The organism is Streptomyces sp. NPDC001848 (genome assembly GCF_042891915.1).
GTDB lineage: Bacteria > Actinomycetota > Actinomycetes > Streptomycetales > Streptomycetaceae > Streptomyces.
Genome location: NZ_JBIATP010000005.1, coordinates 201,565 through 228,041, shown reverse-complemented (window position 1 = coordinate 228,041; position 26,477 = coordinate 201,565). Strand labels below are relative to the sequence as shown.

Below are 26,477 nucleotides of genomic sequence, written 5' to 3'. Positions count from 1 at the left end.
AGTTTTCCACAGGCTCGTTCCCGGATCCGGCGATGAGGCTACGGTTTTTCCGACGCGGACGCACACGGCGCCCGCAGCGGACTCCACGGGGGAGACGGCCATGTCCGGACACACGATCATGCCCACCATCGGCGAGACCACCGGTTCGGCGGACATCGCGTCGCGGTCGCCATCGCTGGCGTTGGGTCGCGCCGCACGAGAACTGGACCTCAAGCGCGGTGAGTTGGATCTCGCCGTCCAGCTCGGCTGTGTGCGGACGGTTCCCGACGACAGGGGAGGGGGCCGCCGCGTCACGCGCGCCGAAATCGACCGCGTGCGATGCGAGGACGGTTTCCCCGAGACCCTCCGGGAACGGGTCGCGACGGTGGGCACCAGGGACGGTGCGGCCCTGATGGACGTGGCGCCCGCCCGGTTCACTCGGTTCGCACGCCTGGGCCTGATCGTGCCGGTGAAGTGGTATCTGAACCGCTACCGTGCCGTGGTGTGGCTGTATCTGGCCGAGGAGGTCAAGCAGTTCGCGTCCGGAGAGGCGAACGCGCGGCTGCTCACCGGCCGGACTCCGGAGGGTCTGCGTGACCAGTTGGATGCGGGGCTGGACCTGCGCCCCCGTAACTGGCGTGGGCGCCACCTCGGATTCCGGCTGCGGCTGACGGACGACCCGTGGGCGAAGGCCGCCGTGGTGGCGTCCCTGCTGGACCCGGCACACGTGGCGGATGTCGTCCCCGATTCGTACGAGCGCGCCGAGCTGTACCGTCTGCGGCCCGCCCAGTCCGTGCAGTGGCCGCCCGACTCATCCGCGGCCCGGGTCGCCGCGCGCATCATGGTCGCGGACGACCCCGACGAGGTCGGCTGGCTCCGGGCCGATCTGGGACAGGCGCTGGTCGAGGCGCGGCGGCAGCGGCCTGCGGCGCGGCTGTCACCGGGAGTCCCCGACGACGAACGCCGGCCCGGGACCGCACACCGTACCGCACCGGTCCGCGGGGGCAGGGCCGCGACGGTCTGTGGAAACACGACCGTGCACCGGGCCACGGACGTGTGCCGGACCGCCTGCCTCACCAAGACGGCCGTCCGGGTCGAGCCTGTGACCCACACCGGGACCGCGCCCGGCCGGAAGGCGGCGGCCGAGCGCCACGAACCGACGCCGTCGCGAGGCGTGCTCGGGTGGCTGCGCCGCAGAAACCCGTGACCGTCGCCGCGCGCCGACCGGCCGACGCCGGTGTGCGGCACGCGCCATTTCACCGCTCGAGCCGACGGAATAGTCCCTCCTGGACGACCGAGACGAGCAGGCGGCCCTCGACGTCGTAGATGCGGCCCCGGGCAAGGCCCCGGCCACCCACCGCGATCGGGGACTCCTGGTCGTACAGGAACCACTCGTCCGCGCGGAACGGCCGGTGGAACCACATCGCGTGGTCCAGCGACGCCATGTCGAAGCCCCGCGGCCCCCAGAGCGGTTCCACGGGGATACGTACGGCGTCCAGAAGGGTCATGTCGCTCGCGTACGTCAGCGCACAGGTGTGCACGAGCGGGTCGTCCCCGAGCGGGCCCACGGCACGCATCCACACCGCGCTGCGCGGCTCGGCGCCCTTGACGTCGTCGGCGCTCCAGCGCAGCCGGTCCACATAGCGGATGTCGAACGGCTGACGCCGAGCCATCCGTTCCAGCGCCTCGGGCAGCGCGCCCAGATGCTCCTTGACCTCCTGCGCCACCGTCGGCAGCGACTCAGGATCCGGCACCTCGCGGGCCGGCGGCAGCTGGTGTTCGAAGCTCCCCTCTTCAGGCTTGTGAAAGGAGGCGGTCAGATTGAAGATGGTGCGGCCCTGCTGCACGGCCGTGACCCGCCGAGTTGTGAAGGACCTTCCGTCACGGACCCGTTCGACCTGGTACACGATGGGCACGCCCGGTATGCCCGGGCGCAGGAAGTACGCGTGCAGGGAGTGCACCGGTCGTTCGCCGTCCGTGGTGCGGCCGGCGGCGACCAGCGCCTGGCCGGCCACCTGCCCGCCGAAGACCCGCTGCAAGGACTCCTGCGGGCTGCGGCCACGGAAGATGTTGACCTCGATCCGCTCCAGGTCGAGCAGGTCGACGAGCCTCTCGGCTGGGTTCGTCATGAGTGGTGTGCTCCTGTGCTCACAGCTGGCCGACGTCGGTGACCCGGACGACGGCTCGGCCCTCCGCGTCGGAGGCCGCGAGGTCGATCTCGGCGCTGATGCCCCAGTCGTGGTCGCCGTTGGGGTCGGCGAAGATCTGGCGGACCCGCCACAGCGCGTTCTCCGGCTCCTCTTCGATGATCAGCAGCTTCGGGCCACGGGCGTCGGGGCCGGTGCCGAGTTCGTCGTACTCGTCCCAGTACTTGTCCATGGCCGCGCCCCACGCCTCGGCGTCCCAGCCGGACTCGGCGTCCATCTCGCCGAGCTCCTCGATCTGGTCGAGCGCGGCGAGCTCCACGCGGCGGAACATGGCGTTGCGGACCAGCACCCGGAAGGCGCGCGCGTTCGCGGTGACCGGTTTCACCTCGTCGGCCTTCTCCTGGGCCTCCTCGGCCGTCATCTCCTCCGGATTGGCCAGCTGCTCCCACTCGTCCAGCAGGCTGGAGTCGACCTGGCGCACCATCTCGCCGAGCCAGGCGATCAGGTCCTCCAGATCGTCCGACTTCAGGTCGTCCGGGACGGTGTGATCGAGGGCTTTGTAGGCACTGGCCAGGTAGCGCAGCACGATGCCCTCGGTGCGGGCCAGCTCGTAGAACGAGACGAACTCCGTGAAGGACAACGCGCGTTCGTACATGTCGCGGATGACGGACTTCGGCGAGAGTGGATGGTCGCCGACCCATGGGTGGCTCTTGCGGTAGGTGTTGTACGCCTGGAAGAGCAGCTCCTCCAGCGGCTTGGGGTAGGTGACGTCCTGGAGCCGCTCCATGCGCTCCTCGTAGTCGACACCGTCCGCCTTCATCGCGGCCACGGCCTCACCGCGCGCCTTGTTCTGCTGGGCGATGAGGATCTGACGCGGGTCGTCCAGCGTGGATTCGACGACGGAGACCATGTCCAGGGCGTAGGACGGGGACTCGGGGTCGAGGAGCTCGAACGCGGCCAGCGCGAAGGTGGACAGCGGCTGGTTGAGCGCGAAGTCCTGCTGGAGGTCGACCGTGAGGCGCACGATACGGCCGGTGGCGTCCGGCTCGTCGAGTTTCTCGACGATGCCACCGTCCAGCAGCGAGCGGTAGATCGCGATGGCCCGCCGGATGTGCCGCAGCTGCTGCTTGCGCGGCTCGTGGTTGTCCTCCAGCAGATGGCGCATCGCCTCGAAGGCGTTGCCCGGGCGGGCGATCACCGACAGCAGCATCGTGTGCGTGACCCGGAAGCGGGAGGTGAGCGGCTCAGGCTCGGAGGCGATCAGCTTCTCGAAGGTGTTCTCCGTCCAGCCGACGAAGCCCTCCGGCGCCTTCTTGCGCACCACCTTGCGACGCTTCTTCGGATCGTCCCCGGCCTTCGCCAGCGCCTTCTCGTTCTCGATGACGTGCTCCGGCGCCTGCGCCACGACCAGGCCTGCGGTGTCGAAGCCGGCCCGCCCGGCGCGGCCCGCGATCTGGTGGAACTCCCGGGCACGCAGGGTGCGCACCCGGTTGCCGTCGTACTTGGTCAGGGCCGTGAAGAGCACGGTGCGGATGGGGACGTTGACGCCGACACCGAGGGTGTCCGTGCCGCAGATCACCTTCAGCAGACCGGCCTGGGCCAACTTCTCCACCAGGCGGCGGTACTTCGGCAGCATGCCGGCGTGGTGGACGCCGATGCCATGCCGCACGTAACGGGAGAGGTTGCGGCCGAACTTCGTGGTGAAGCGGAAGTTGCCGATCAGTTCGGCGATCTGGTCCTTCTCCTCCCGCGAGCACATGTTGATGCTCATCAGCGCCTGGGCCCGTTCCACGGCCTGCGCCTGGGTGAAGTGGACGATGTAGACAGGGGCCTGCCGGGTCTCCAGCAGTTCGGTGAGCGTCTCGGTGAGCGGGGTGCGCCGGTACTCGTAGGAGAGCGGCACCGGACGGGTCGCCGAGCGCACCACCGCCGTGGGGCGACCGGTGCGGCGGGTCAGGTCCTTCTCGAACATCGAGACGTCGCCGAGCGTCGCCGACATCAGGATGAACTGCGCCTGCGGCAGCTCCAGGATCGGGATCTGCCACGCCCAGCCGCGATCGCCCTCGGCGTAGAAGTGGAACTCGTCCATCACGACCTGGCCGACGTCGGCCTGCCTGCCGTCGCGCAGCGCGATCGACGCCAGGACCTCGGCGGTGCAGCAGATCACCGGCGCGTCGGCGTTGACGGAGGCGTCACCGGTGAGCATGCCGACGTTCTCGGTGCCGAAGAGCTTGCACAGCTCGAAGAACTTCTCCGAGACGAGAGCCTTGATCGGCGCGGTGTAGAAGGTGACCTCGTCCCGGGCCAGCGCCGCGAAGTGCGCACCCGCCGCGATCATGCTCTTGCCGGAGCCGGTGGGGGTGGACACGATCACGTTCGCTCCCGAGACCACCTCGATCAGCGCCTCCTCCTGGTGCGGATAGAGGGTGAGCCCGCGCTCCCCGGCCCACGACTCGAAGGCTTCGTAGAGGGCGTCGGGGTCTGCGGTCTGCGGGAGCTGATCGATGAGGGTCACGATCCCATCTTGCCTGCCCTCGCAACAGATGGGGGAATCGGCCGCCGACCCGAAGATCATGAACGCTACGCTGTGGCGCCGAAAGTACGTCAGCGCACACGGACAACTGGACAGCGCTACAAGAGGAATGGGGCGGGATGCGGCCATGATGGGACCAGCACACTCACTGTCGGGAGCCGCAGCCTGGCTCGGCGTGGGGGCGGCCGCCGCAGCGGCGGGTCACCCGATGCCCTGGCCAGTCCTTCTCGTCGGTGCGCTGATCTGCGCGGGTGCCGCCCTGGCCCCGGATCTGGATCACAAGGCGGCCACCATCTCGCGGGCCTTCGGACCCCTCTCCCGCTGGCTGTGCGAGATCGTCGACAAGCTGTCGTACGCCGTCTACAAGGCGACCAGGAAGTCGGGCGACCCTCGCCGGTCGGGCGGTCACCGCACGCTCACGCACACCTGGCTGTGGGCGGTGCTGATCGGAGCGGGCGCGTCCGTGGCGGCCGTCACGGGCGGCCGCTGGGCGGTGCTGGCCATCCTTTTCGCGCACATGGTGCTGGCCATCGAGGGACTGCTGTGGCGGGCGGCGCGTGGTTCGAGCAGCGACGTGCTGGTGTGGCTGCTGGCCGCCACGAGCGCGTGGATTCTGGCCGGCATACTCGACAAACCGGGCAATGGTGCCGACTGGCTGTTCACGGCGCCGGGCCAGCACTACCTGTGGCTCGGTCTGCCGATCGTCCTCGGCGCCCTGGTGCACGACATCGGGGACGCGCTGACCGTCTCGGGCTGCCCGATCCTCTGGCCGATACCCGTGGGCCGCAAGCGCTGGTACCCGCTGGGCACGCCGAAACCGCTGCGGTTCCGGGCGGGCAGCTGGGTCGAGCTGAAGGTGCTGATGCCGGCGTTCATGCTGCTGGGCGGGGTGGGCTGCGCGGCGGCGCTCAACGTCATCTGAGGGCGGCCGAAGGACGACGGCCCCTCGACGGGTGCGGCAGTCTACTGGCCGGGGTCGTCGTCGGCTGCCTGTCCCGTGCCGTAGCGCCGCTCGAAGCGCGCGATGCGCCCCTCCGTGTCCACCGTGCGGGCCTTGCCCGTGTAGAAGGGGTGGCTTTCGGAGGAGATCTCGACATCCACCACCGGATACGTCGTCCCGTCGTCCCACTCGATGGTCTGGTCGCTGGTCGCGGTGGAGCGGGTGAGGAAGGCGTAGCCGGCGGCGCGGTCGCGGAAGACGACGGGGTGGTAGTCGGGGTGCTTGTCCGGCGGCATGGGGTCTCCTTACGTGGTGGGCGACGGGTGGCGTCAGCCGGGCAGTGTGTCCTCGTCGACGATGTGCACGGCAGCCTCCTCGGCCGAGGCCGCCGCGCCGTCGATGCCGACGTCGGTGGCGACCAGACCGTTCTCCTCGTCCTCGTGCGCCCCTTCGTCCGGCGCGACGAGACGGCCGGAGCGCGCGTCGCCGACCTCGTTGTCCAGGGGCTCCCCGTCGCCGTCGGGCCAGTCCCCGATGCCGTCGTCGTCCGGGACCGCGATGTCCGGGATCTCCTCGGCGAGTCGCTGGTCCAGGGTCTCGCCGTGATGCCCCTCGGCCGCGGTCACGCCCACGTGCTCCACCGCCCACGGCCGCTCGGGCGGAGACCAGCCCCGGTCGAGCGGGTTGGTGACCCCGTCGCTCTCCAGGGTGTCCTCGGCGTCGAGCAGCCCCGCGTCGTCCTGCACCTCGGATCCGTCGGGCTGGTAGACGTCGTCACCCCATCCCTCGGTGCTGTCCACAGATACCTCCACGTGGTGGGACGGAACCGATTGCCGCCATGCACGCGTGTCGGACGCGGGGGACCACCTCGGAGCGGGCCGCGCCCTCCATGGCCGGATGGCTCCGGGACGTCCCCCCGGCCGGTGCACCTCCAGCCTTCCACCGCCCGTCGGCACCGCGCAACGGCAGCCGGGCGCGGGCCGGGCAAGGCCGGGGCCGGCGTCTGTAAGCGGGGCGGACCGGCGGCAGCCGCGGCGGCAGCGGTTGCGGTCCGGGCGGCCGACTGCCCGCCCGGATCCCCGATCCCGGGCCGCCGACCCCGACCACCCCCGGCGGCTGCCCGAGGTCACCCGTGCCAGGAGCGCCACAGCGCCGCGTACGCCCCGTCGGCGGCGACCAGCTCCTCGTGGCTGCCCAACTCGCTGATCCGCCCGTTCTCGACGACCGCGATGACGTCGGCGTCGTGGGCCGTGTGCAGTCGATGCGCGATGGCGACGACCGTGCGACCGTCCAGCACTCGGGCCAGGGAGCGCTCCAGATGGCGGGCCGCGCGCGGGTCGAGCAGGGAGGTCGCCTCATCCAGGACCAGGGTGTGCGGGTCGGCGAGCACCAGCCGGGCCAGCGCGATCTGCTGCGCCTGCGCCGGGGTGAGCGCCAGACCACCGGAGCCCACCTCGGTGTCCAGGCCGTCGTCCAGGGCCCGCGCCCAGCCGTCCGCGTCCACGGCGCCGAGGGCGGCCCACAGCTCGGCGTCGACGGCGTCCGTCCGGGCCAGCAGCAGGTTGTCGCGCAGGGAGCCCACGAAGACGTGGTGTTCCTGGTTGACCAGGGCCACATGCGAGCGCACGCGCTCGGCGGACATTCGGGACAGTTCCGCGCCGCCCAGGGTGACGCGGCCGCCCCGGGGCGCGTAGATCCCGGCGAGCAGCCGGCCCAGCGTCGACTTGCCCGCACCGGACGGGCCGACCAGGGCGAGGCGGGTGCCGGGCGCCACCTCCAGGCTGACCTTGTGCAGCACGTCGACTCCCGCGCGGTAGCCGAAACGCACCTCCTCGGCGGCCACGTCACGGCCGTCGGGGGCCAGGGAGGCGTCGCCCGCGTCCGGCTCGATCTCGCGGACCCCGACGAGCCGTGCCAGCGACACCTGGGCCACCTGCAGCTCGTCGTACCAGCGCAGGATCAGTCCCACCGGGTCGACGAGCATCTGAGCGATGAGCGCGCCGGTCGTCAGCTGCCCTATGCCGATCCAGCCCTGCAGGACGAACACCCCGCCGATCAACAGGACCGAGGACAGGACGGTGACATGGGTGACGTTGATGACCGGAAAGAGGACCGACCGCAGCCACAGGGTGTAGCGCTCCCAGGCGGTCCACTCCTTGACGCGCCGGTCCGACAGCTCGATGCGCCGGTCGCCGAGGCGGTGGGCCTCGACGGTGCGTCCGGCGTCCACGGTCTCGGCGAGGACCGCGGCCACGGCGGCGTACCCGGCGGCCTCGGAGCGGTAGGCGGACGGAGCGCGCTTGAAGTACCAGCGGCAGCCGATCACCAGCAGAGGTACCGCGACGAGCACGGCCGGTGCCAGCGGCGGGGCCGTGACGGTGAGGCCGCCGAGCAGGAGCACGGCCCACACCACGCCGATGGCGAGCTGCGGCACGGCCTCGCGCATCGCGTTGGCGAGCCGGTCGATGTCCGTGGTGATCCGGGACAGCAGATCACCGGTCCCGGCCCGCTCCAGGACGCCCGGCGGCAGCCTGACCGACCGCACGAGGAAGTCCTCGCGCAGGTCGGCCAGCATCCGCTCGCCGAGCACGGCGCCGCGCAGCCGCACCAGGCGGACGAAGACGGCCTGGACGACGAGGGCGAGGACGAAGAGCGCGACGGTGCGTTCCAGATGGAGTTCCCGGGCGCCGTCCGAGACGCGTTCCACGAGTCCGCCCAGCAGGTAGGGGCCGGCCATCGAGGCGACCACGGAGACCGTGTTCACGGCGATGAGCAGCAGGAAGGGGCGGCGGTGCCGGCGGAACAGTTCGGCCGCGTAGGCGCGTACGGTCGCGGGGCCGCCGACGGGCAGCGTGGTCGCCGTCGTCGGAGCTGCCGGGTCGTACGCCGGTGGCGCCACGCCGATCATGCGGTCTCCTCGATCTCTTCCATCTGGCGCAGTTCGGCCAGGACGTCGCCGCGCGCGGCGGCCTCGTCGTCGGTCTCGCGGGTGACGACCGAGCGGTACCTGGGTTCGGTGTGCACCAGGTCGCGGTGCAGGCCGACCGCCGCCACCTCTCCCTCGTGCACCAGCACCACCCGGTCCGCTCGGTCCAGAAGAAGGGGCGAGGAGGTGAACACGACCGTCGTGCGGCCCGCCCGCAGGCGGCGGATCCCCTCGGCGATCCGTGCCTCGGTGTGCGAGTCGACGGCGGACGTGGGCTCGTCCAGGACCAGCACCTGGGGGTCCGTGATGAGCGACCGGGCCAGGGCCAGCCGCTGGCGCTGGCCGCCGGACAGGGAGCGGCCGCGCTCGGTGATCCGCGCGTTCATCGGGTCGTCGGTGTCCGGGGAGCCCTCCATGAGGGCGTCCAGGACATCACCGCACTGCGCCGCGGCGAGCGCCTCCTCCGCGCCGACCTCACCGGATGCGGGAACGTCGAGCAGGTCGCGCAGCGAGCCGGACAGCAGCACCGGATCCTTGTCCTGGACGAGGACGGCGGTGCGGGCGCTTTCGAGCGGCAGCTCGTCCAGCGGGACGCCGCCCAGCAGCGCCGAGGTGTCCTCCTCCGCGGGGTGTCCGCCCAGCCGTTCGGCCAGCACCCCCGCCGCGTCCGGGTCGCCGCAGACCACGGCGGTGAACCGTCCCGCAGGCGCCAGCAGGCCCGTCCGCGGGTCGTACAGGTCCCCGGCCGGCAGGCTCGCCTCGCGGGAGCCCGCGGCGTCCGTGGCACGCTCCAGGGACAGCACCCGGGCCGCGCGCCGGGCCGACGGCCGGGAGAAGGAGTACGCCATGGCGATCTCCTCGAAGTGCTGCAGCGGGTAGGTGAGCAGCATGACGGCGCTGTACACGGTCACGAGCTCACCGACCGCGATCCGCCCCTCATGGGCCAGCTGGACACCGCGCCAGACGAGCGCGATCAACAGCAGCCCCGGCATCAGCACCTGGATCGCCGCGATCAGCGACCACATACGGGCGCTGCGCACGGCCGCGGTGCGGACCTCCTGGGAGGCCCGGCGGTAGCGCTCCAGGAACAGCTCCTCGCCGCCGATGCCGCGCAGCACCCTCAGGCCCGCGACGGTGTCCGAGGCCAGCTCGGTGGCACGGCCCGCCTTCTCGCGCTGGACGTCGGCGCGCCGGGTCGCCCGGGGCAGCAGCGGCAGCACGGTGAGCGCCAGCGCCGGCACGCCCACCGCCACGATGACGCCGAGCGCCGGCTGGTAGACGACGAGCGTGACGCAGACGGTGACAACGGTGAGCGCGGCCGCACTGAATCGCGAGACGGCCTCCACGAACCAGCCGATTTTCTCGACGTCACCGGTGGAGACCGCGACGACCTCGCCGGCCGCCACCCGCCGGGTCAGGGCGGAGCCGAGCAGGGCCGTCCTGCGCGCCAGGAGCTGCTGGACCCGCGCGGCGGCGGTGATCCAGTTGGTGACCGCGGTGCGGTGCAGCATGGTGTCGCCGAGCGCGATGCCGGCGCCGCACAACAGGAGCAGACCGCCCGTCAGTGCGAGCCGTGCGCCCGACCGGTCGATGACGGCCTGGACGGCGAGACCCACGCAGAACGGCAGCCCGCAGACGGACAGGAAGTGCAGCAGTCCCCACGCCAGGGACTTCAGTTGCCCGCCCAGTTGGTTCCGGCCGAGCCACCACAGGAATCGGGGACCCGAGCGTGCGTCCGGCACACCAGGGTCGGGATACGGAAGGTCGTGGATCTGCATGACGTCCCAGTGGCTCGTGTCAGCTGAATCGGGTGGCGGGGCAGGCCGGGGCAGCGTCCTTGAGGACCCGAGCCTGCCCGTGACAAGCCGTGACAGCCTCGCGTCGGAACGCGCTCGAAGGCAAACGGTTTTCCGGCCTGGGCGGCGAGAACCGGCCCTGTCGCTGTGCGGGGCCGAATGGCGGACATCCGGACGGAACCGCATGGAAAGAGGTGTGACGATATGACATATGCGAACAAATGGTGTGCACGGTGCGACAGTGGACAAGTGGGCGGTGGCAGTGACCTGCGGTGTACTGCTGATCTCCGTACCGGGGTGCGGCAGTTCGGCCGGCGAGATGCGCGGGGCGAAGGGCCCCGGTCCGGCGGGAGGCGGCCGCACCCTTCACGGCGCCCCTGGGAACGGGACCGGGAGGACACCTGCACCCGCGCCCGGGCCCAGCCGCATTCCGGGTGTCGGCGACGGGCTGCACAGACGGATCCCCTACGGATCGCGCCAGGTCGTGGCGGTCTACGGCGACGACGAGGACTCCCCGGACTCCACGATCGTGCTCTACCTGAAGGAGGGCTCGTCCTGGAAGGAGTCGGGCCGCTGGCGTGGGCACAACGGGAAGGCGGGCTGGACGACGGATCACCATCTGGGTGATCTGCGTAGTCCGGTCGGCGTGTTCACGCTCAGCGACGCCGGCGGTCTCCTCGACGATCCGGGCTCGAAACTCCCCTACAGCCAGGGAGAGTCCTATGAACTGCCGAAGGGCTGGGACGAGTCGCACCGGAACGCTTTCGACTACGTCATCGCCATCGACTACAACCGGCTCAGGGGCACCCCGCCCCATGATCCGAGCCGCCCCGAGGGTGAGGAGAAGGGCGGCGGCATCTGGCTGCACGTGGACCACGAAGACGGCACGTTGGCCTGTGTCACGGTCCCCGAATCCGGAATGAGGCACCTGCTGCGCGCGCTCGATCCGGAGCAGGAGCCCGTGGTGGTGATGGGGGACAGGGCGCATCTGAAGACCTGGGAGCAACCGGAGGAACCGCCTGACGCCGAGTGAGGCGGCATTCCGGACAGGTGAGCCCCCACGGACGACGAGTCGTCACCGCCGATGGGACGCGCGCGACCCGTCGTCGTTTTACACGGATGTGACACGGAGGTCTCAGGCGCGATCAACAACACCCCGAAAGTGATCGGTGCGGAAGCTACTTTCCGTATCGCAGAAGTCACCTTCGGGGTTTCTGTCTGTCCGCGTCCCCTTCCAGGAGTGCCCGTGCCGCCGACTGTCCCGTCCCTGTCGCGACGTGTCGCACGCATACTGCGTACCTCTCTGTTCGCGCAGGTCGCCTGCGCGCTCGTGCTCGGCATCGTCGTCGGAAAACTCTGGCCCTACTCGGCCACGGTGTTCCAGCCGCTCGGCGACGGTTTCGTCCGCCTCATCAAGGCGGTCATCTCGCCGCTCGTGTTCTGCGTGGTCGTCGTCGGCATCGCCAAGGCCGGTGATCTGAAGGCGTTCGGGCGGATCGGGCTCAAGGCCCTGATCTGGTTCGAGGTCGCCTCCACGGCCGCGCTGCTCATCGGCCTGGGCGCGGCCAACCTCGTCGGGCCCGGTTCCGGTATGCACATCGACGCCTCCAAGCTCGACGCCTCCGCGGTGGACAAGCAGACGGGCGGGGGTTCCCTGCCCTCGACCACCGAGTTCGTCCTGAACGCGCTGCCGCAGAGTTTCGTCGGAGCCTTCGCCGACAACGCGCTCCTCCAGGTCCTCGTCCTCGCCTGCCTGGTGGGTGCCGCGCTGCTGCATCTCGGCCGGGCCAGGGTGCCCGGGGTCCTGTCCGCGATCGAGCAGGCACAGGAGGTCGTCTTCACCGTCGTTGGCTTCGTGATGCGCCTGGCGCCGCTCGCCGTGTTCGGCGCGATGGTTCACCTGGTCGGGCAGTACGGCCTCGGCGTCATCACGACGTACGGCAAGCTCATCGTCCTGTGCTACGCGGTCGCGGCGCTCTTCCTGATGGTGCTCGCCGTCGCGCTGAAGCTGGTCACGGGACTCAGCCTCTGGAAGTTCGTCCGCTACACCCGGGAGGAGATGCTGCTCGCCCTCGGCACCGCCTCCAGCGAGACCGTGATGCCGCGCATGATGCAGAAGCTGCGCCGGGCAGGCTGCCGTGAGGATGCCGTGGGTCTGGTGCTGCCCACGGGGTACTCCTTCAACCTCGACGGCGCCTCCCTCTACCTCTCCATCGGCACCGTCTTCATCGCCCAGGCGGTGGGCGTGCACCTCAGCCTGAGCCAGCAGATCACGGTGGTCCTGGTGCTCATGCTCACCAGCAAGGGAATGGCGGGCGTGCCCGGTTCGGCCTTTCTCGCGCTGTCAGCGACCGCCACCTCCCTGGGGGTGATTCCCGCCGGAGCGGTCGCCCTGCTGCTGGGCGTGGACCGCATCATGGACTCGATGCGCGTCGTCACCAACCTGCTGGGCAACTGCGTCGCCGTTTTCACGGTGTCCCGCTGGGAGGGCGCACTGGACGCCGCGCGGGCGAAGAAGGTGCTGGACGGTGAGATCGCGCTCCCAGTGGATGCCGAGGAGCCGGAAGCGGGCGTCGCTCCCCAGGTCGGCCTCGCCGCCGGCGCGGTCAGGGAGTCCGCACACGAGGTCTGAGACGACGACGGGGCGCGGCTGCCGCAGGGACGGGAGCCGCGCCCCGTCACATGCGGCTCAGTCGCGCGACGTCAGCACCGGCGCTCCCGGTCCGCTGCGAGGTGCCGCTCTGCTGCCGGCGTGACATCTTCGCCGTCGATCAGTGTGGTGAGCAGATCGCCGAGCACCGCACGCTGTTCGTCCGTCAAGGGAGCGAGAATCTCCTCGGCTGCGGACCGGCGTGCGCCGCGCAACGCGCGCAGTGCCTTGCGCCCCTCGTCCGTCACCTCTATCCGGATCACCCGCCGATTGGTCGGATCCGGTACCCGGCGTACCTTGCCGCTCGCCTCCAGGCCGTCGACCAGCGTCGTCACCGCCCGCGGGACCACCTCCAGGCGCTCGGCGATATCCGCCATGCGCGGCGGTGAGCCGAAGTGGGCGAGGGTGCGCAGCAGCCGGGACTGGGCCGGGGTGATGCCCAGGTCGCACCGCTCCAGATGACGCTTCTGGATGCGGTGGACCCGACGGGTGAGCCGCAGCAGCTGCTCGGCGAGCAGGCTGTCCGGATCGGGGGTCGTCATGCGGGAACAATATCAGGACCTTGTGCATTGTGAGTATAGGTAACAATGAGCTAGGATCTCGATGCTCGTTCCGACGCCTCACCTCCGTAGGAGCCCATGCACCCCGACCAACCCACCTGGACACCGTCGCCGGGCGGCTCACCGGAGCAGCCGCGGCAGGTCCGCCGCATCCTGAGGCTCTTCAAGCCGTACGGCGGGCGGCTGGCGATCGTCGGCCTGCTGGTCGGCGCCTCGTCGCTGGTCTCCGTCGCCACGCCCTTCCTGCTGAAGGAGACCCTGGATGTGGCGATCCCGCAGGGCCGGACCGGTCTGCTGACCCTGCTCGCCCTCGGCATGATCCTCAGCGCCGTCGTGACCAGCGTCTTCGGCGTGCTGCAGACCCTGATCTCCACCACCGTCGGCCAGCGCGTCATGCACGACCTGCGCACCGCGGTCTACGGCCGGCTGCAGCGCATGTCGCTCGCCTTCTTCACCCGCACCCGCACCGGCGAGGTGCAGTCCCGCATCGCCAACGACATCGGCGGCATGCAGGCGACGGTCACCTCCACCGCGACCTCCCTGGTGTCCAACCTCACCAGCGTGGTCGCCACCATCGTCGCCATGGTCGCCCTCGACTGGCGCCTCACCGTCGTCTCGCTGCTCCTGCTGCCGCTGTTCGTGTGGATCAGCCGGCGTGTGGGCAACGAACGCAAGAAGATAGCCACCCAGCGCCAGAAGCAGATGGCCGCGATGGCCGCGACCGTCACCGAGTCGCTCTCCGTCAGCGGCATCCTGCTCGGCCGCACGATGGGCCGCGCCGACTCGCTCACCCAGTCCTTCGAGCGCGAGTCGGAGAGCCTGGTGGACCTAGAGGTCAAGTCGAACATGGCGGGGCGCTGGCGCATGGCCGTCATCACCATCGTCATGGCCGCAATGCCCGCCGTCATCTACTGGACCGCGGGGGTGGCGCTCCAACTCGGTGGCCCGTCCATCTCGACAGGCACCCTGGTCGCGTTCGTCTCGCTCCAGCAGGGTCTGTTCCGGCCGACGGTCAGCCTGCTGTCCACCGGCGTCCAGATCCAGACCTCCCTGGCGCTCTTCCAGCGCATCTTCGAGTACCTGGACCTGCCCATCGACATCACCGAGTCCGACGAGCCGGTCCATCTCGACCACGTCAAGGGCGAGATCCGTTTCGAGGGGGTGGAGTTCCACTACGACGACAAGAGCGGCCCGGTCCTGAAGGACATCGACATCACCGTCCCGGCGGGCGGCAGCCTCGCCGTGGTGGGCCCCACCGGCTCCGGGAAGTCCACGCTCGGCTACCTGGTGCCCCGGCTCTACGACGTGACGGGTGGGCGGGTCACGCTCGACGGCGTCGACGTACGCGACCTGGACTTCGACACGCTCGCCCGCGCGGTCGGCGTCGTCTCCCAGGAGACTTACCTCTTCCACGCCTCGGTCGCCGACAACCTGCGCTTCGCCAAGCCGGACGCCACCGACGAGGAGTTGTACGCGGCGGCCGGGGCGGCCCAGATCCACGACCACATCATGTCCCTTCCCGACGGGTACGACACGGTCGTCGGCGAGCGCGGCCACCGCTTCTCGGGCGGTGAGAAACAGCGGCTCGCCATCGCCCGCACCATCCTGCGCGACCCGCCGGTCCTCATCCTGGACGAGGCGACCAGCGCGCTCGACACGCGGACCGAGCACGCGGTCCAGGAGGCCATCGACGCTCTGTCGGCCAACCGCACGACGCTCACCATCGCACACCGGCTGTCCACCATCCGCAGCGCCGACCAGATCGTCGTCCTGGACTCCGGACGCGCGGTCGAACGCGGGACGCACGAGGAGCTGCTGGAGCTCGACGGGCGGTACGCGGCCCTGGTCCGGCGGGACGCGCAACTGGAGACCGCCAGCTGAGGTCCGGCGTCGTGCGCCTCAGGCCGCGGCGACCGGTTCCCCCGCCAGCAGACGCCTGATGTCCCGTACGGCCGCGCGTCCCGCCCGGTTGGCGCCGATCGTGCTCGCCGACGGGCCGTAGCCGACCAGGTGGATCCGCGGGTCGGAGACCACCCGTGTGCCGTCCACGCGGATGCCGCCGCCCGGCTCGCGCAGCCGCAGCGGCGCGAGGTGGTCGATCGCGGCCCGGAATCCGGTCGCCCACAGGATGACGTCGGCCTCCACGCGCCGCCCGTCGTCCCACTCCACGCCGTCCGGCACGATCCGGTCGAACATCGGCTGCCGGTCCAGGACACCGTCGGCGATCGCCTGCCGGACCGCGTCACTGAGCGGCAGCCCGGTCACGGACACCACGCTCCTCGGCGGCAGCCCCTGCCGCACCCGCTCCTCCACGAGCGCCACGGCAGCCCGTCCCACGTCCTCGCTGAACGGGCCCTCGCGGAACACCGGCGGACGCCGGGTCACCCAGGTGGTCGCGGCGGCGTAGGGGGCGATCTCCATCAGATGCTGGGTGCCGGATGCGCCGCCCCCGACGACGACCACCCGCTGTCCGGCGAACTCCTCGGGCCCGGGGTACTGGGACGTATGCAGCTGCCGCCCCCGAAAGCTCTCCTGGCCGGGATAGCGCGGCCAGAAGGGCCGGTCCCAGGTGCCCGTGGCGTTGATCAACGCCCGCGTCGACCAGGTCCCGGCCGATGTCTCGACGAGCAGCCGTCCCTCCGCGCCCTCCCGGACGGCCCGTACGTGCACCGGTCGCCGTACGCGCAGGTCGAAGGTCTGCTCGTAGGTGTCGAAGTACGCGCCGATGACCTCCGAGGACGGCCGCGCCGGATCCGCGTCCGTCAGCTCCATGCCCGGCAGGGCGTGCATTCCATGCACCTTGCCGTAGGTCAGTGAGGGCCAGCGGAACTGCCAGGCGCCACCCGGAGAGGGGGAGTGATCGAGGACCACGAAGTCGCGCTCCGGCTCGAACCCCGTGCGTCGCAGGTGATAGGCGCTGGACAGGCCGGCCTGCCCAGCGCCTATGACGACCACGTCGACCTCACGTGTGTTGTTCACGCTTCCACCAACCCTGCGATGGGCGTGGATCTTCCCACCAGGTCAGTTGGGTGCGCAGGCGTGCCGGTCGACGAAGGTGCGGCCGTCCCTGGCCCGCGGAGGGATCAGTGAGGTCGGACGGTCAGGGGCGTCATGACCGACTCCTCGACCATCTCCACCGCGACCTGATCGCCTGCAGCGGTGGCGAGCTCGACGACGAGATCGCTGCCCTCGTGGCCCGGCGGCGCGTGAGCAGCTGGTCCGTGCCCGAATGAACGGCGCCTTGCCGGGCTCGAAGAACTGAGGCCCGTTCTTCTCGACGTCCCGCCTGATCTTCGGGACGGTAGACCAGCGGCAAGTACGCAATTTGACCAGGGCCAGGTGGAAGTGGCTGAGAATCAGGTTCTCGTCGGTGCGTGGGTCGCCGATGAGTGGCGTGGCGGCCGGTGTCCGGGCGAGGTCCACCCCGCGCGGCGTGAGCGCCTACCTCCCCTTGGGCGAGGCGCCGTGGAGATGGCGGCTGACGACCGGTCCGGCGCCGCACAGGTTGTTCAGGCCGAGGCGTGGCGTAACGCGCCCGGAGGGCGTGTGAGAGCTGCGACTGCGTCATCACCGACCTCGCCTGATCGGGGGTACGTTGGCGCGGCACCGCATAGTCATATCCTTACCCGCAGCTCAACGCCCCCTCCCACACGGCGGGGTACCGTTCCGGGAGAGCCGACGACGGCACTGCAGTGACGGCAAAGCGACGGGAACAGGAACGGTGAAGCGGTACATCGGGCGCGGCGGATTCCATCGGGCGCTCACGGGAGCGATCGTGGCGACCCTGGCAGTCGGCGGCTGCAGCGCGGGCGGCAGCGGCGCGTCGGCTCCGACCACCGCCCCTTCTCAGCCTGCTTCCCCCCGGAGTCCCGGCGGCACCGCCCCGAGCGCTGCCGCCTGGCACAAATGGGGCCTGACGCCGCTGCCCACGGCGCCGAACCCCCCGGTCGACAAGCCCGTGAAACTGTCCGCCACCGGTCCGGTGCCGGTCTTCACGCACATACCGACCTCGCAGAAGGTCGTGTTCGTCACCATCGACGACGGCCAGGAGAAGGACCCGAAGTTCATCGCGATGATGCGGGACCTGAAAGTCCCGATCACGATGTTCCTGATGAACGACGCCATCAAGTCGGACTACGCATACTTCAAGCCGCTGCAGGCGATGGGCAACCACATCGAGAACCACACCCTGCACCACCCGGTGATGAGCACCCTCCCGCTGGCCCGCCAGAAGGAAGAGGTGTGCGGCGACCAGAAGGTGCTCACCAAGGAGTACGGCACCGCGCCGCTGCTGTTCCGCCCGCCGTACGGGGCGTACAACGGCAACACCAAGATCGCGGTTGCTGAGTGCGGCCCCCGGGCGATCGTCTGGTGGCGCGAGTCCATGCAGATCCGCAACATGCAGTACCAGAACCCGGACAAGAAGCTGCGCCCCGGCGACATCATCCTCGCCCACTTCCGCGGGCCCACGGAACTCAAGGGCGCCACCATGACGCAGATGTTCGCCAACCTGCTCAGGCGCATCCAGGAGCAGGGGTTCGCGGTGGCGCGTCTGGAGGACTACATCCAGCCACCGACAGGGTGAGGCCGTGGGGCGCAGCCTGGCGCGCCCTGGCCTGGCGGCAGGGCATTTGTGTTTCCGGTTCATTCGCCCGGCTGCGCTTCAGGTGGAGCGATGTGGCGTCAGCTGGTCGCGCTGCCCTGGACCCACTCGGCCCACGGCATGTTCCAGTCGCTGAGCCCGTTGTCCGGGGCCAACACGGTCTTGTCCTCGGAGTTCTTGACGATCACGACGTCACCGATCATCGAGTTGTCGAAGAACCACGCAGCGGGCTGCTTGCCGTCGCGGCCGCCCTTGACGTCCTTCAGGCCCACGCAGCCATGGCTGGTGTTGATCTTGCCGAAGACCGAGTCGGCACCCCAGTAGTTGCCGTGGATGAACGTGCCCGAGGCGGTCAGGCGCATGGCGTGCGGTACGTCACTGATGTCGTACGCGGGCTTGCCGTCCTTCTTTGTGAGGCCGACGCTCGCACCGTTCATATGGATCTGCCTGAACTTCTCGGAGATGACCATCTGACCGTTGTACGTCGGGTGCTCGGGGCTGCCGGACGAGATCGGGATGGTCTTGATCGTCCTGCCGTCCCGTACGACGCTCATCTGCTTCGTCCTGGCGTCGACGGTGCTGATCTGGCTCCGGCCGATCTTGAACGTGACCGTCTTCCGGATGCCGTGGAGGGTGAGCCTCACGGTGACGGTGGAGCCGGGCTTCCAGTAGTTCCGGGGGCGGAAGTCCAGGCGGTCGTCGTTGAACCAGTGACCGACGACGCGCTGCCCGCTGCTTGAGCTGACCTGGATCCTCGACTCCACGGCGGCCTTGTCGCCGATCGCCTTGTCGAAGTCGACCGTCACCGGCATGCCCACGCCGACGGTCGAGCCGTCCTCGGGGGAGAGGTGCCCGATGAAGTCGTTGGCGGGGGAGACCGTGGTGATCGTGGCGTTCCCGGTGACGGAGCGGCCCTTGGCGTCCTCGGCCTCTGCGGCGATCTGATACCTGGTGGCCCGCTCCAGCCGGCCGTTCGGCTTCCAGGAGGCGCCGTTCGCGGACAGGGTGCCCGGAATCTCGGCACCGGTCGCGACGGCGGTCATGGTCACCTGGGTGAGCTTGCCATTACTGACGGTGACTTTGACGGGGTCATTGATCCCGACGTCGGAGGCACCTTGCCCGGGCGTGATCTTTATTCGGGCGTCAGAAGCGTCCTGGGCGCCCGCCTGATCTCCCCGCGCTCGCGATTGAGGGTGACTCCCGGTGGTGCTGCCGCTGGTGGCAGCGTTGCTGGTACCGCCGAGGGCCGTGAGTGCGAGTACGCCGCCGAGTACGCCGGCCGTAGCCATCAGTTCGGTGCGTCGCCTACTTACCGTGATCAAACGCTTCTCCCACGCCACTGGTCGTTGAATCTCCGGAGCCGGCTACCGGAGGATTGCAATCAGCTGTAAAGAAACACTTTTATGCATTCATTCATAGTGAAGGGAGTAAATGTGGCGAATTCCACGCGCCGCGAGAGCGTCGCCGAGGCTCCGCCGGCCGGATGGCGCGTGGTCGATCTGCTGTCTCCGCCCGGTGCAGGCCATGACAGGGACGCCGTGATGGACGTGGTGCCCGCCATGGGCGACAGCCCGCAGAGCTGAAGGCCACCGTCGAGGGCCTGTATGGATCCTGCACCGGCAGGCCACTCAGTTGCCCATCCTGGCCCCGGCCGTTGCCGGACTGTTTGTAACCCCCGAACCGCGCGGTCCAGGACACCGACAGCTACCGGGAGTTCGCGGAGGGGCGGGCGCCGGTCTCGAAGCCTTCCGGCCTGCCGGGCCCGCCAGTCGGCGACCCCGCCGACGAAGGCACGCGGATCGGTCCGGCCGCATCGGAGACCCAGCGCAGGCGATGGGGGAGGTTTCACGGGGTGATGACGCCCACGACGCCTATCGGCCCATGGATGACGAGTGAGTTCTCGATCACCTCCGTCCACTCGTACTTCTCAGCCGCAGTGATCGCGGCGAATGTCGACGCCACGGGGAATCCGGCCTGCGCCTGCCGCGAGAAGCTGATCGGGGCCCCATCTCCAGCGTGATGGTGGCCGCGAGCTCCTCGGAGTGCTTCTGCATTCCGTCGGCAAGGCGCCGCACGACGGCGATGTGATCCTCCGGCGACGTCGACGACCATGCGGGGAAGGCGGCGAGCGCCGCGTCCACCGCATGGTCCACGTCCTCGGCCGTGCCCTCGTGCACGGAGGCGATCACGGACTCGTCGGCCGGGTTCACGACGTCGATCAGCGGTCCGGAACCCTCCACGGCGCGGCCGTCGATCCAGGGAGACGGAGCGGGATAGGGAACCTCACGGTGTGCGTTCATGCCGTCAGGAGAACGTCGGCCGGCGTATGGCATCCAGGTTCCATCATGCCCATGATCAGGGTCACCTCGCCGCCCCGCCTCGGGGCCGGCCCTGTTCCCGCAGCCACTGCTCGGTGTGTCACTTCTCCTTCAGGACACGGGGCGTCGCGGTGGACGGGGGCAGGTCACCGTTGAACTCGGTGTCCACGAAGTCACCGAAGTTCACCTTGCGCGGGATGAGCTTCAGGCTGGTGAAGGTGTCCGCGATCTGCTGCTCCGAGGCGATCAGGGAGTGGTCCACGGCGACCGGGACCCGGGAGGCGTTGGTGCGCTTCACCGCGGCGAGCGCCACCTCGTACGACAGTCCGGTGTCCTTCGCCCATGCCTTGGCCCAGGCCTCGGGATGCGCGTAGACCCAGTCCTGGGCTCGTCGCAGCCGCTCCAGGTAGTCCTTGATGGCCGCAGTCTTCTTCTTGTCCTTCAGGGCGCTCGGTGCCGCCACCTGGAAGGTGAGACCGTTGGTCACGCCCTCGCCGGTGGTGAGGACACGACCCTGCCCCCCTTGCAGCACCTGCGAGGTGTACGGGTCCCACACCGCCCAGGCGTCCACCTTGCCGCTGGTGAAGGCCGCCAGGGCGTCGGCCGGCTGCAGGTACTTCACCTTCACGTCGCTCAGATTCAGACCCGCCTTGTTCAGGGAGGCGACGAGCTGGTAGTGCGCGGAGGAACCCTGCGCCACGGCGATGGACCTGCCCCTGAGCTGCTGCGGAGCGGTCAGCTTGGAGTCCTTCGGTACGAGGATGGCATCGCCCTTGGACGTACCGTGCCAGGCGGCCACCACCGTGATCTTCGAGTTGGCACCCGCGGCGAAGACCGGCGGGGTGTTGCCGACCCCGCCGATGTCGACGGCGCCGGCGTTGACGGCCTCCAGCAGGGGTGGCCCGGAGGTGAAGGTGGACCATTTGATCTTGTAGTCGAGGTTCTTCAGCTCACCGGCGGCGTCCAGTATCGCCTCGGAACCCCCCTTCTGGTCACCGACGCTGAGCGTGAGGGAGCCCTTGCCGTCGGTTCGGCCGCCGGCCGATGTCTCGGCCGCGGAGTTCCCGCCGCAGGCGGTGAGCAGCAGGGCGAAGGGCAGGAGCAGCGCGGCGGGCAGGAGGCGTCGTCGCATGACGGATCCATTCGTGTACAGGGGAGTCAGGGGAGAGGTACAGGAGGAAGAGGGAGTCAGGCCGCTTCGGCGGCCGTGGCGACGCCGAGGCGTTCCAGCAGTCCGGCGCGCACCTCCGCGAAGCGGGGGTCGGTGATGTCGCGCGGGCGGTCCAGATCGACCGTCGTCTCGTGGCCGATGACACCGCCGTCCATCACCAGGACGCGGTCGGCGAGCAGCACCGCCTCCTCGACGTCGTGCGTGACCAGCAGCACGGCACAGCCGCGTCGCTGCCACAGCTCGCCCACCAGGCGCTGGGCCTTGATACGGGTGAGCGCGTCGAGCGCGCCGAACGGCTCGTCGAGCAGCAGCAGATCCGGTTCGCGCACCAGGGCGCGGGCCAGGGAGGCACGCTGGGCCTCGCCACCGGAGAGGGTCTTGGGCCAGGCGTCCGAGCGGTGCGCCAGGCCCACCTCGTCCAACGCCTTTTCGGCCACGGCGCGTTCGGGCTTGCCGGGCAGCCCGAGCAGCACATTGCGCCAGACCTTCTTCCACGGCATCAGCCGGGGCGCCTGGAAGGCGACGGCCTTGCGGCGGGGGACGAGGACGGTGCCCTCGATGTCACGGTCGAGTCCGGCGAGGATGCGCAGCAGAGTCGACTTGCCGCAGCCGCTGCGGCCGAGCAGGGCGACGAACTCTCCCGCTCGCACGTCGAGTTGGAGTCGGTCGATGACGGCGCGCCCGTCGAAGGAGCGGGTGAGCCCCTCGACGCGGACGGCCGAGGCGGGGGCCGGGGCCTGTGCGGCGCCGGTCGTCACCGGCCCGTGAACGTCGGTCGCCATTGCAGCAGCAGCCTTTCGAGGGAGCGGACGATGAAGTCGGCGAGCAGACCGAAGAAGGCGTAGACGATCAGGCAGACCACGATCACGTCGGTCCGCAGGAAGTCACGCGCCTGCACCATGAGGAAGCCGATCCCGGCGTCAGCGTTGACCTGCTCGGCGAACACGAGAGCGAGCCACGCGATGCCGAGGGAGTAGCGCAGGCCGGTCATCGCGCCGGGCAAGGCGCCCGGCAGGACGACGTGCCGGACGAGCCCCCACCGGGAGAGCCCCAGCGATTCCCCGGCCTCGATCAGCTGGGCGTCCACGCCGCGGATGCCGGCGTAGACGTTGAGGTAGAGCGGAAAGGTCACGCCGAGGGTGATGATGGCGACCTTCGGGGCCTCGCCGATGCCGAACCAGATGATGAACAGCGGGATCAGGCCGACGAACGGGACCGTTCTCAGCATCTGGACCGGTGCGTCCACGAGGTCCTCGCCGATGCGGAACAGCCCGGAGACGAGGGCGAGTCCGGTGCCGATGACGGTGCCGAGCAGCAGGCCGGCCGCGACCCGGCGCAGGGAGGTGCCCATCGCGGAGGGCAGGGATCCGTCGGCGACGAGATCGCCCGCGACCTGTGCGATCCTGCCCGGAGAGGCGAGGACGTCGGAGGGCAACACCCCTGTGCTGCTGAGAAGTTGCCACAGTGCGAGCAGCAGGAGCGGGCCGGAGGTGCGGCGCAGCCAGCGGGGGACGAGTGTGCGGCGAGAGGAGGAGGGGACGAGGGGTTCGAGTTCGGGCGGGGTCTGCCCGTTCTCTGACATCACCGATATGTCGGGCACCGAGGTGCCGGGTGGGGCATGGCTGATGCTCACGAGTGCTCCATGAGGAGGAGAGCGGCCGGATGGGGACGCGCCTCGGCGGCGCCACCTCACAACGGGTTCAGGCGTGCGGGCAGGGCGGAGCCGAGGCGGGCAGGGGTAGGCCGAAGAGAGGGAAGGAAGGCGTCAGCGACCGCGACGACACGCGGCGGAGGCCACCCGCAGCAGGTCGATGTGACCGCGCGTGGTGAGCAGGGCTGAACGCAACATGCGGCTGAAAATAGCCAGATGACAGGGTGACGGTCAACGGTGTCTCGGAGCGTGGACCTCATGTGTCGTCGTAGGGGCGATCGGCTGACTGCGGGCACGCTCGGGTGGGTCAGGATGGAGGTATGTCCGATGTCTTCAACACCCGCGTCCTGCGCATCGCCACCGGAACCTCCGAGACGGTGTTCGACCTCACCCGAGAATGCGAGACCTTCCTCCGTGAAGTGTCGGCAGGCCGGGACGGCCTCCTGAACGTCTTCGTGCCGCACGCCACGGCCGGCGTGGCGATCATCGAGACGGGCGCCGGCAGCGACGACGATCTCCTGGCCGCCCTGCACACCCTCCTGCCCGCCGACGACCGCTGGCAGCACCGTCACGGGAGCCCCGGTCACGGCCGCGACCACGTCCTCCCGGCCCTTGTCCCGCCCCACGCGACCCTGCCGGTCATCGGCGGTCGACTGGAACTGGGGACGTGGCAGTCGGTGTGCCTGGTGGACACCAACCGGGACAACGCCCAGCGTCAGGTGCGGTTGAGCTTCCTCGCGTGAGCCCCGCGCCGGGGGAACGCGCCGCGTTCCCGACCGGGCAACGGTTTCCCTGGCGCAGGCTCTCCAAGCGGCGATCACCGGTCCCGTTCTCCGAGCGGTGATCATCGGTCCCGTTCTCCGAGCGGTGATCACCGGCCCCGCGCCTCCCTGAGGGCGCCGTACGCCCCGGGCGAGAAGGGCACGTGTCGAGTACGTGCAGTGGGGGACTCGGGGTGCGCAGGCAGAAGATCGGCGCCCGCCGTGGTGCGCCGCGGCGGGCGCGGTGGCGCCTGCCTGCCAGTCGCACGGAGGAGCCGATGACCGTCGAGACCCCCTGTCCGCCCCTTCCCGCCCCCGTGTGGACCCCACCGGGTGTGTACCAGCCGCAGGAGGACACCTGGCTGCTGACCCACGCCCTGCGGCGGGAGAGCATTGTCCCCGGGACGGACGTCCTCGACCTGGGCACCGGCAACGGAGCCCTCGCGCTGGAGGCTGCACGGCTCGGCGCGCGCGTCACCGCCGTCGACATCTCCTGGCAGGCGGTACTGGCGGCCCGGGTGAACGCGCTGCTCAGCGGGCAGCGCATCAGCGTGCGCCGGGGCGACCTCATGGCGGCCGTACCCGGGCGCCGTTTCGACCTGGTGGTCAGCAACCCGCCGTACGTCCCCTCACCGGACGCCGGTACCCCCCGTGGTTCCGCCCGGGCCTGGGACGCGGGCTACGACGGGCGGCTGCTCCTGAACCGCATCTGCGATGCCGCGCCCCGGCACCTGCGCCCCTACGGCGTGCTCCTGATGGTGCATTCCGCGCTGTCCGGCGTGGAGGAGACCCTGGACCGTCTCACCGCGGCCGGGCTCAGTGCCCGGGTCACGGACCGCGTTCCCGTTCCCTTCGGCCGGGTGCTGCGCTCCCGGCTGGCCTGGCTGCGCCAGCGGGGTCTGCCCGCCGACGACATGGTGGAAGAGCTGGTGGTCGTCCGTGCCGTACGAGAGTGAACGCGTTGTCCGCATCCGTGCCGATCGCGACGGCCCGTTGCTGGTCGAAGGCCCGGTGGAGGTCACCGGCCCCGACGGTGAGACCGCCGTCAGCCGGCGGTTCGTGGTGGCGATCTGCACCTGCCGGCGCAGCCGCACCTACCCGTGGTGCGACACCAGCCATCGCCGCCGCGGGAAGCCGACGGACGACCGGGAAACCGGGCGGGAGGGGCCGCCGGACGATCGAAAGGCCGCGCGGGAGGGTCGCCGGGCGACCGGGGAGGCCGTGCGGGAGGAGAGGCCCGGCGACCGGGAAGCCGTGCGGAAGAACGCGTCGTACGACCGGGAAGCCGGGCCGAGGGAGATACCGGAGGAGTGGCAAGCGGGGTGCCGAAGGGCTCCGGACGATCAGGACCGGGAGACAAAGGAGACGGGCGCGTGACGACCGGACGACGTGAACCACGCCGGTTCAGCCCTCCGCTGCCGCTGCCCCGGGGCCCGCTGTCGCACGGTGTGGTCAGCGCGCTGCGGGAGCGGGGCAGCCCGCTGTCGCTCGCCTCCCTCGCGGACAGCGACCCGTACGGCGAAGACCTGCAGCTGGCGTTGTACGTCCTGTACGAACTGCACTACCAGGGGTTCGACGGGGTCGACGACGACCACGAGTGGGACCCCTCCCTCCTCACCTTCCGCCGCGCCCTTGAGGACCGTTTCCTGGACGCCCTGCGTGCCGACGTCCCCGTCGACGCCGGCGCGCAGGAGGCCCTGGACGAACTCCAGGTCGAACCCGTCGGTGACGACGGCGGGAGCGTCACCCACTTCCTGCGGAGCCGGGGCGAGCTGCGCCACCTCAGGGAGTACGCGGCCCTGCGGTCGCTGTACCACCTCAAGGAGGCCGACCCGCATGCCTGGGTGATTCCCCGGCTGCACGGCAGGGCCAAGGCGGCCATGGTGGCCGTCGAGTTCGATGAGTTCGGGGCGGGACGTGCCGACGAGATCCACGCGGGCCTCTTCGCCGACCTGATGGAGGACCTGGGCCTCAACACGGCCTACGGCTACTACGTGGAGGCCGCGCCCGCGGAGATGCTCGCCACGGTCAACCTGATGTCCTTCTTCGGACTGCACCGCAGCCTGCGCGGCGCCCTGACCGGCCATTTCGCGGCCGTCGAGGTCACCTCCTCCCCTGGCTCGCGCCGGCTGGCCGATGCCATGCGGCGGGCGGGCGCGGGTCAGGCCGCCGCGCGCTTCTACGACGAGCACGTGGTGGCGGACGCGGTGCACGAACAGGTCGTACGCCATGACGTGATCGGTGGGCTGCTGGAGAGCGAACCCGGTCTGGAGGCGGACGTCGTGTTCGGGATCCGAGCCACCGGCTTCCTCGAGGACCGGCTGGGCGCCCACCTCCTGAAGGCGTGGCGTGGTGGGGACAGCGCGCTGCGCACGGGGGCACTGGCTGCCTGACCTGTCCGGAATCCCGGCCGCAGGACGGGGAACCCGCTCCAGCGCCACA

At 70.2% G+C, this 26,477-nt stretch carries 26 protein-coding genes; 12 read left to right on the top strand and 14 right to left on the bottom strand.

Features of this window, described 5'->3' with window-relative positions; all coding sequences use genetic code 11:
- The first annotated feature begins 100 nt into the window (after positions 1-100).
- Positions 101-1,186, top strand: coding sequence for a DUF6397 family protein (locus ACFYZJ_RS12370; protein WP_388566111.1), 1,086 nt, complete (start codon positions 101-103; stop codon positions 1,184-1,186).
- A gap of 49 nt (positions 1,187-1,235) precedes the next feature.
- On the opposite strand, the gene ACFYZJ_RS12365 is transcribed toward ACFYZJ_RS12370, so the two are convergent.
- Together ACFYZJ_RS12365 and ACFYZJ_RS12360 are read right to left on the bottom strand one after the other, a co-directional pair.
- Entirely contained in the window at positions 1,236-2,108 is an 873-nt protein-coding gene (locus ACFYZJ_RS12365) for an acyl-CoA thioesterase (RefSeq protein WP_388566108.1), read from the bottom strand.
- A gap of 19 nt (positions 2,109-2,127) precedes the next feature.
- Positions 2,128-4,641: a DUF3516 domain-containing protein gene (locus tag ACFYZJ_RS12360; RefSeq protein ID WP_388566106.1), complete on the bottom strand. Its 2,514-nt coding sequence runs from the start codon at positions 4,639-4,641 to the stop codon at positions 2,128-2,130.
- A 145-nt stretch (positions 4,642-4,786) separates the two neighbouring features.
- On the opposite strand from ACFYZJ_RS12360, the gene ACFYZJ_RS12355 reads away from it, so the two are divergent.
- Entirely contained in the window at positions 4,787-5,581 is a 795-nt protein-coding gene (locus ACFYZJ_RS12355; RefSeq protein ID WP_388566103.1) for a metal-dependent hydrolase, read from the top strand.
- A 41-nt stretch (positions 5,582-5,622) separates the two neighbouring features.
- Here ACFYZJ_RS12355 and ACFYZJ_RS12350 read toward each other — a convergent pair whose 3' ends face one another.
- The 4 genes from ACFYZJ_RS12350 to ACFYZJ_RS12335 all read right to left on the bottom strand — a co-directional run bounded on the left by ACFYZJ_RS12350 (position 5,623) and on the right by ACFYZJ_RS12335 (position 10,303).
- Positions 5,623-5,895 carry a type B 50S ribosomal protein L31 gene (locus ACFYZJ_RS12350; protein ID WP_388566101.1) on the bottom strand — a complete coding sequence of 91 codons (273 nt, stop codon included), beginning with the start codon at positions 5,893-5,895 and terminating at the stop codon, positions 5,623-5,625.
- A 33-nt stretch (positions 5,896-5,928) separates the two neighbouring features.
- Positions 5,929-6,399: a DUF5709 domain-containing protein gene (locus ACFYZJ_RS12345; protein WP_388566098.1), complete on the bottom strand. Its 471-nt coding sequence runs from the start codon at positions 6,397-6,399 to the stop codon at positions 5,929-5,931.
- A gap of 326 nt (positions 6,400-6,725) precedes the next feature.
- Complete coding sequence (locus ACFYZJ_RS12340) at positions 6,726-8,507, bottom strand: ABC transporter ATP-binding protein (protein WP_388566096.1); 1,782 nt, start codon at positions 8,505-8,507, stop codon at positions 6,726-6,728.
- On the bottom strand, positions 8,504-10,303 hold the full coding sequence (locus ACFYZJ_RS12335) for an ABC transporter transmembrane domain-containing protein (RefSeq protein ID WP_388566093.1): 1,800 nt from the start codon (positions 10,301-10,303) through the stop codon (positions 8,504-8,506). Before ACFYZJ_RS12335 ends, ACFYZJ_RS12340 begins: the two co-directional genes overlap by 4 nt.
- 502 nt (positions 10,304-10,805) lie before the next feature.
- Here ACFYZJ_RS12335 and ACFYZJ_RS12330 point away from each other — a divergent pair.
- The gene (locus ACFYZJ_RS12330) at positions 10,806-11,354 is read left to right on the top strand and encodes a hypothetical protein (protein WP_388566091.1); all 549 of its coding nucleotides are present in this window, start codon (positions 10,806-10,808) and stop codon (positions 11,352-11,354) included.
- Positions 11,355-11,567: 213 nt separating this feature from the next.
- Positions 11,568-12,953 (top strand): cation:dicarboxylate symporter family transporter, encoded by a 1,386-nt coding sequence (locus ACFYZJ_RS12325; RefSeq protein WP_388566089.1) that lies wholly within the window; start codon positions 11,568-11,570, stop codon positions 12,951-12,953.
- 71 nt (positions 12,954-13,024) lie between these two features.
- Here the strand turns inward: ACFYZJ_RS12325 and ACFYZJ_RS12320 are convergent, their stop codons facing one another.
- Positions 13,025-13,513, bottom strand: coding sequence for a MarR family winged helix-turn-helix transcriptional regulator (locus ACFYZJ_RS12320; protein ID WP_388566087.1), 489 nt, complete (start codon positions 13,511-13,513; stop codon positions 13,025-13,027).
- A gap of 96 nt (positions 13,514-13,609) precedes the next feature.
- Between ACFYZJ_RS12320 and ACFYZJ_RS12315 the strand changes: the two genes are divergently transcribed.
- Positions 13,610-15,412, top strand: a complete 1,803-nt coding sequence (locus ACFYZJ_RS12315) for an ABC transporter ATP-binding protein (protein ID WP_388566085.1) — start codon at positions 13,610-13,612, stop codon at positions 15,410-15,412.
- A gap of 18 nt (positions 15,413-15,430) precedes the next feature.
- On the opposite strand, the gene ACFYZJ_RS12310 is transcribed toward ACFYZJ_RS12315, so the two are convergent.
- The gene (locus ACFYZJ_RS12310; RefSeq protein ID WP_388566082.1) at positions 15,431-16,510 is read right to left on the bottom strand and encodes an NAD(P)-binding domain-containing protein; all 1,080 of its coding nucleotides are present in this window, start codon (positions 16,508-16,510) and stop codon (positions 15,431-15,433) included.
- A 107-nt stretch (positions 16,511-16,617) separates the two neighbouring features.
- Between ACFYZJ_RS12310 and ACFYZJ_RS12305 the strand changes: the two genes are divergently transcribed.
- Positions 16,618-16,764 (top strand): hypothetical protein, encoded by a 147-nt coding sequence (locus ACFYZJ_RS12305; protein ID WP_388566080.1) that lies wholly within the window; start codon positions 16,618-16,620, stop codon positions 16,762-16,764.
- Between the two features lie 542 nt (positions 16,765-17,306).
- Positions 17,307-18,116: a polysaccharide deacetylase family protein gene (locus ACFYZJ_RS12300; RefSeq protein WP_388566078.1), complete on the top strand. Its 810-nt coding sequence runs from the start codon at positions 17,307-17,309 to the stop codon at positions 18,114-18,116.
- A gap of 98 nt (positions 18,117-18,214) precedes the next feature.
- Here ACFYZJ_RS12300 and ACFYZJ_RS12295 read toward each other — a convergent pair whose 3' ends face one another.
- Positions 18,215-19,423, bottom strand: a complete 1,209-nt coding sequence (locus ACFYZJ_RS12295; protein ID WP_388566656.1) for an Ig-like domain-containing protein — start codon at positions 19,421-19,423, stop codon at positions 18,215-18,217.
- A 144-nt stretch (positions 19,424-19,567) separates the two neighbouring features.
- Between ACFYZJ_RS12295 and ACFYZJ_RS12290 the strand changes: the two genes are divergently transcribed.
- A complete protein-coding gene (locus ACFYZJ_RS12290; protein WP_388566076.1) occupies positions 19,568-19,717 on the top strand; it encodes a hypothetical protein in 150 nt (49 codons plus the stop codon).
- Positions 19,718-20,038: 321 nt separating this feature from the next.
- Here the strand turns inward: ACFYZJ_RS12290 and ACFYZJ_RS12285 are convergent, their stop codons facing one another.
- From ACFYZJ_RS12285 to ACFYZJ_RS12265, 5 genes are all read right to left on the bottom strand, one after another.
- Positions 20,039-20,434: an aldehyde dehydrogenase family protein gene (locus ACFYZJ_RS12285; RefSeq protein WP_388566074.1), complete on the bottom strand. Its 396-nt coding sequence runs from the start codon at positions 20,432-20,434 to the stop codon at positions 20,039-20,041.
- Positions 20,435-20,552: 118 nt separating this feature from the next.
- On the bottom strand, positions 20,553-21,584 hold the full coding sequence (locus ACFYZJ_RS12280; RefSeq protein ID WP_388566071.1) for an ABC transporter substrate-binding protein: 1,032 nt from the start codon (positions 21,582-21,584) through the stop codon (positions 20,553-20,555).
- A gap of 56 nt (positions 21,585-21,640) precedes the next feature.
- Entirely contained in the window at positions 21,641-22,405 is a 765-nt protein-coding gene (locus tag ACFYZJ_RS12275) for an ABC transporter ATP-binding protein (RefSeq protein WP_388566068.1), read from the bottom strand.
- Complete coding sequence (locus ACFYZJ_RS12270) at positions 22,378-23,256, bottom strand: ABC transporter permease (protein WP_388566066.1); 879 nt, start codon at positions 23,254-23,256, stop codon at positions 22,378-22,380. Before ACFYZJ_RS12270 ends, ACFYZJ_RS12275 begins: the two co-directional genes overlap by 28 nt.
- Before the next feature lie 132 nt (positions 23,257-23,388).
- Complete coding sequence (locus ACFYZJ_RS12265; RefSeq protein WP_313884353.1) at positions 23,389-23,472, bottom strand: putative leader peptide; 84 nt, start codon at positions 23,470-23,472, stop codon at positions 23,389-23,391.
- A gap of 122 nt (positions 23,473-23,594) precedes the next feature.
- Between ACFYZJ_RS12265 and ACFYZJ_RS12260 the strand changes: the two genes are divergently transcribed.
- From ACFYZJ_RS12260 to ACFYZJ_RS12245, 4 genes are all read left to right on the top strand, one after another.
- Positions 23,595-24,017 (top strand): secondary thiamine-phosphate synthase enzyme YjbQ, encoded by a 423-nt coding sequence (locus tag ACFYZJ_RS12260; RefSeq protein ID WP_388566064.1) that lies wholly within the window; start codon positions 23,595-23,597, stop codon positions 24,015-24,017.
- A gap of 296 nt (positions 24,018-24,313) precedes the next feature.
- The gene (locus ACFYZJ_RS12255; protein ID WP_388566061.1) at positions 24,314-24,991 is read left to right on the top strand and encodes a HemK2/MTQ2 family protein methyltransferase; all 678 of its coding nucleotides are present in this window, start codon (positions 24,314-24,316) and stop codon (positions 24,989-24,991) included.
- Entirely contained in the window at positions 24,975-25,412 is a 438-nt protein-coding gene (locus ACFYZJ_RS12250) for a CDGSH iron-sulfur domain-containing protein (RefSeq protein WP_388566059.1), read from the top strand. The genes ACFYZJ_RS12255 and ACFYZJ_RS12250 overlap by 17 nt, the downstream gene beginning before the upstream one ends.
- On the top strand, positions 25,409-26,428 hold the full coding sequence (locus tag ACFYZJ_RS12245; protein WP_388566056.1) for an iron-containing redox enzyme family protein: 1,020 nt from the start codon (positions 25,409-25,411) through the stop codon (positions 26,426-26,428). Before ACFYZJ_RS12250 ends, ACFYZJ_RS12245 begins: the two co-directional genes overlap by 4 nt.
- The last annotated feature ends 49 nt before the right edge of the window (positions 26,429-26,477 follow it).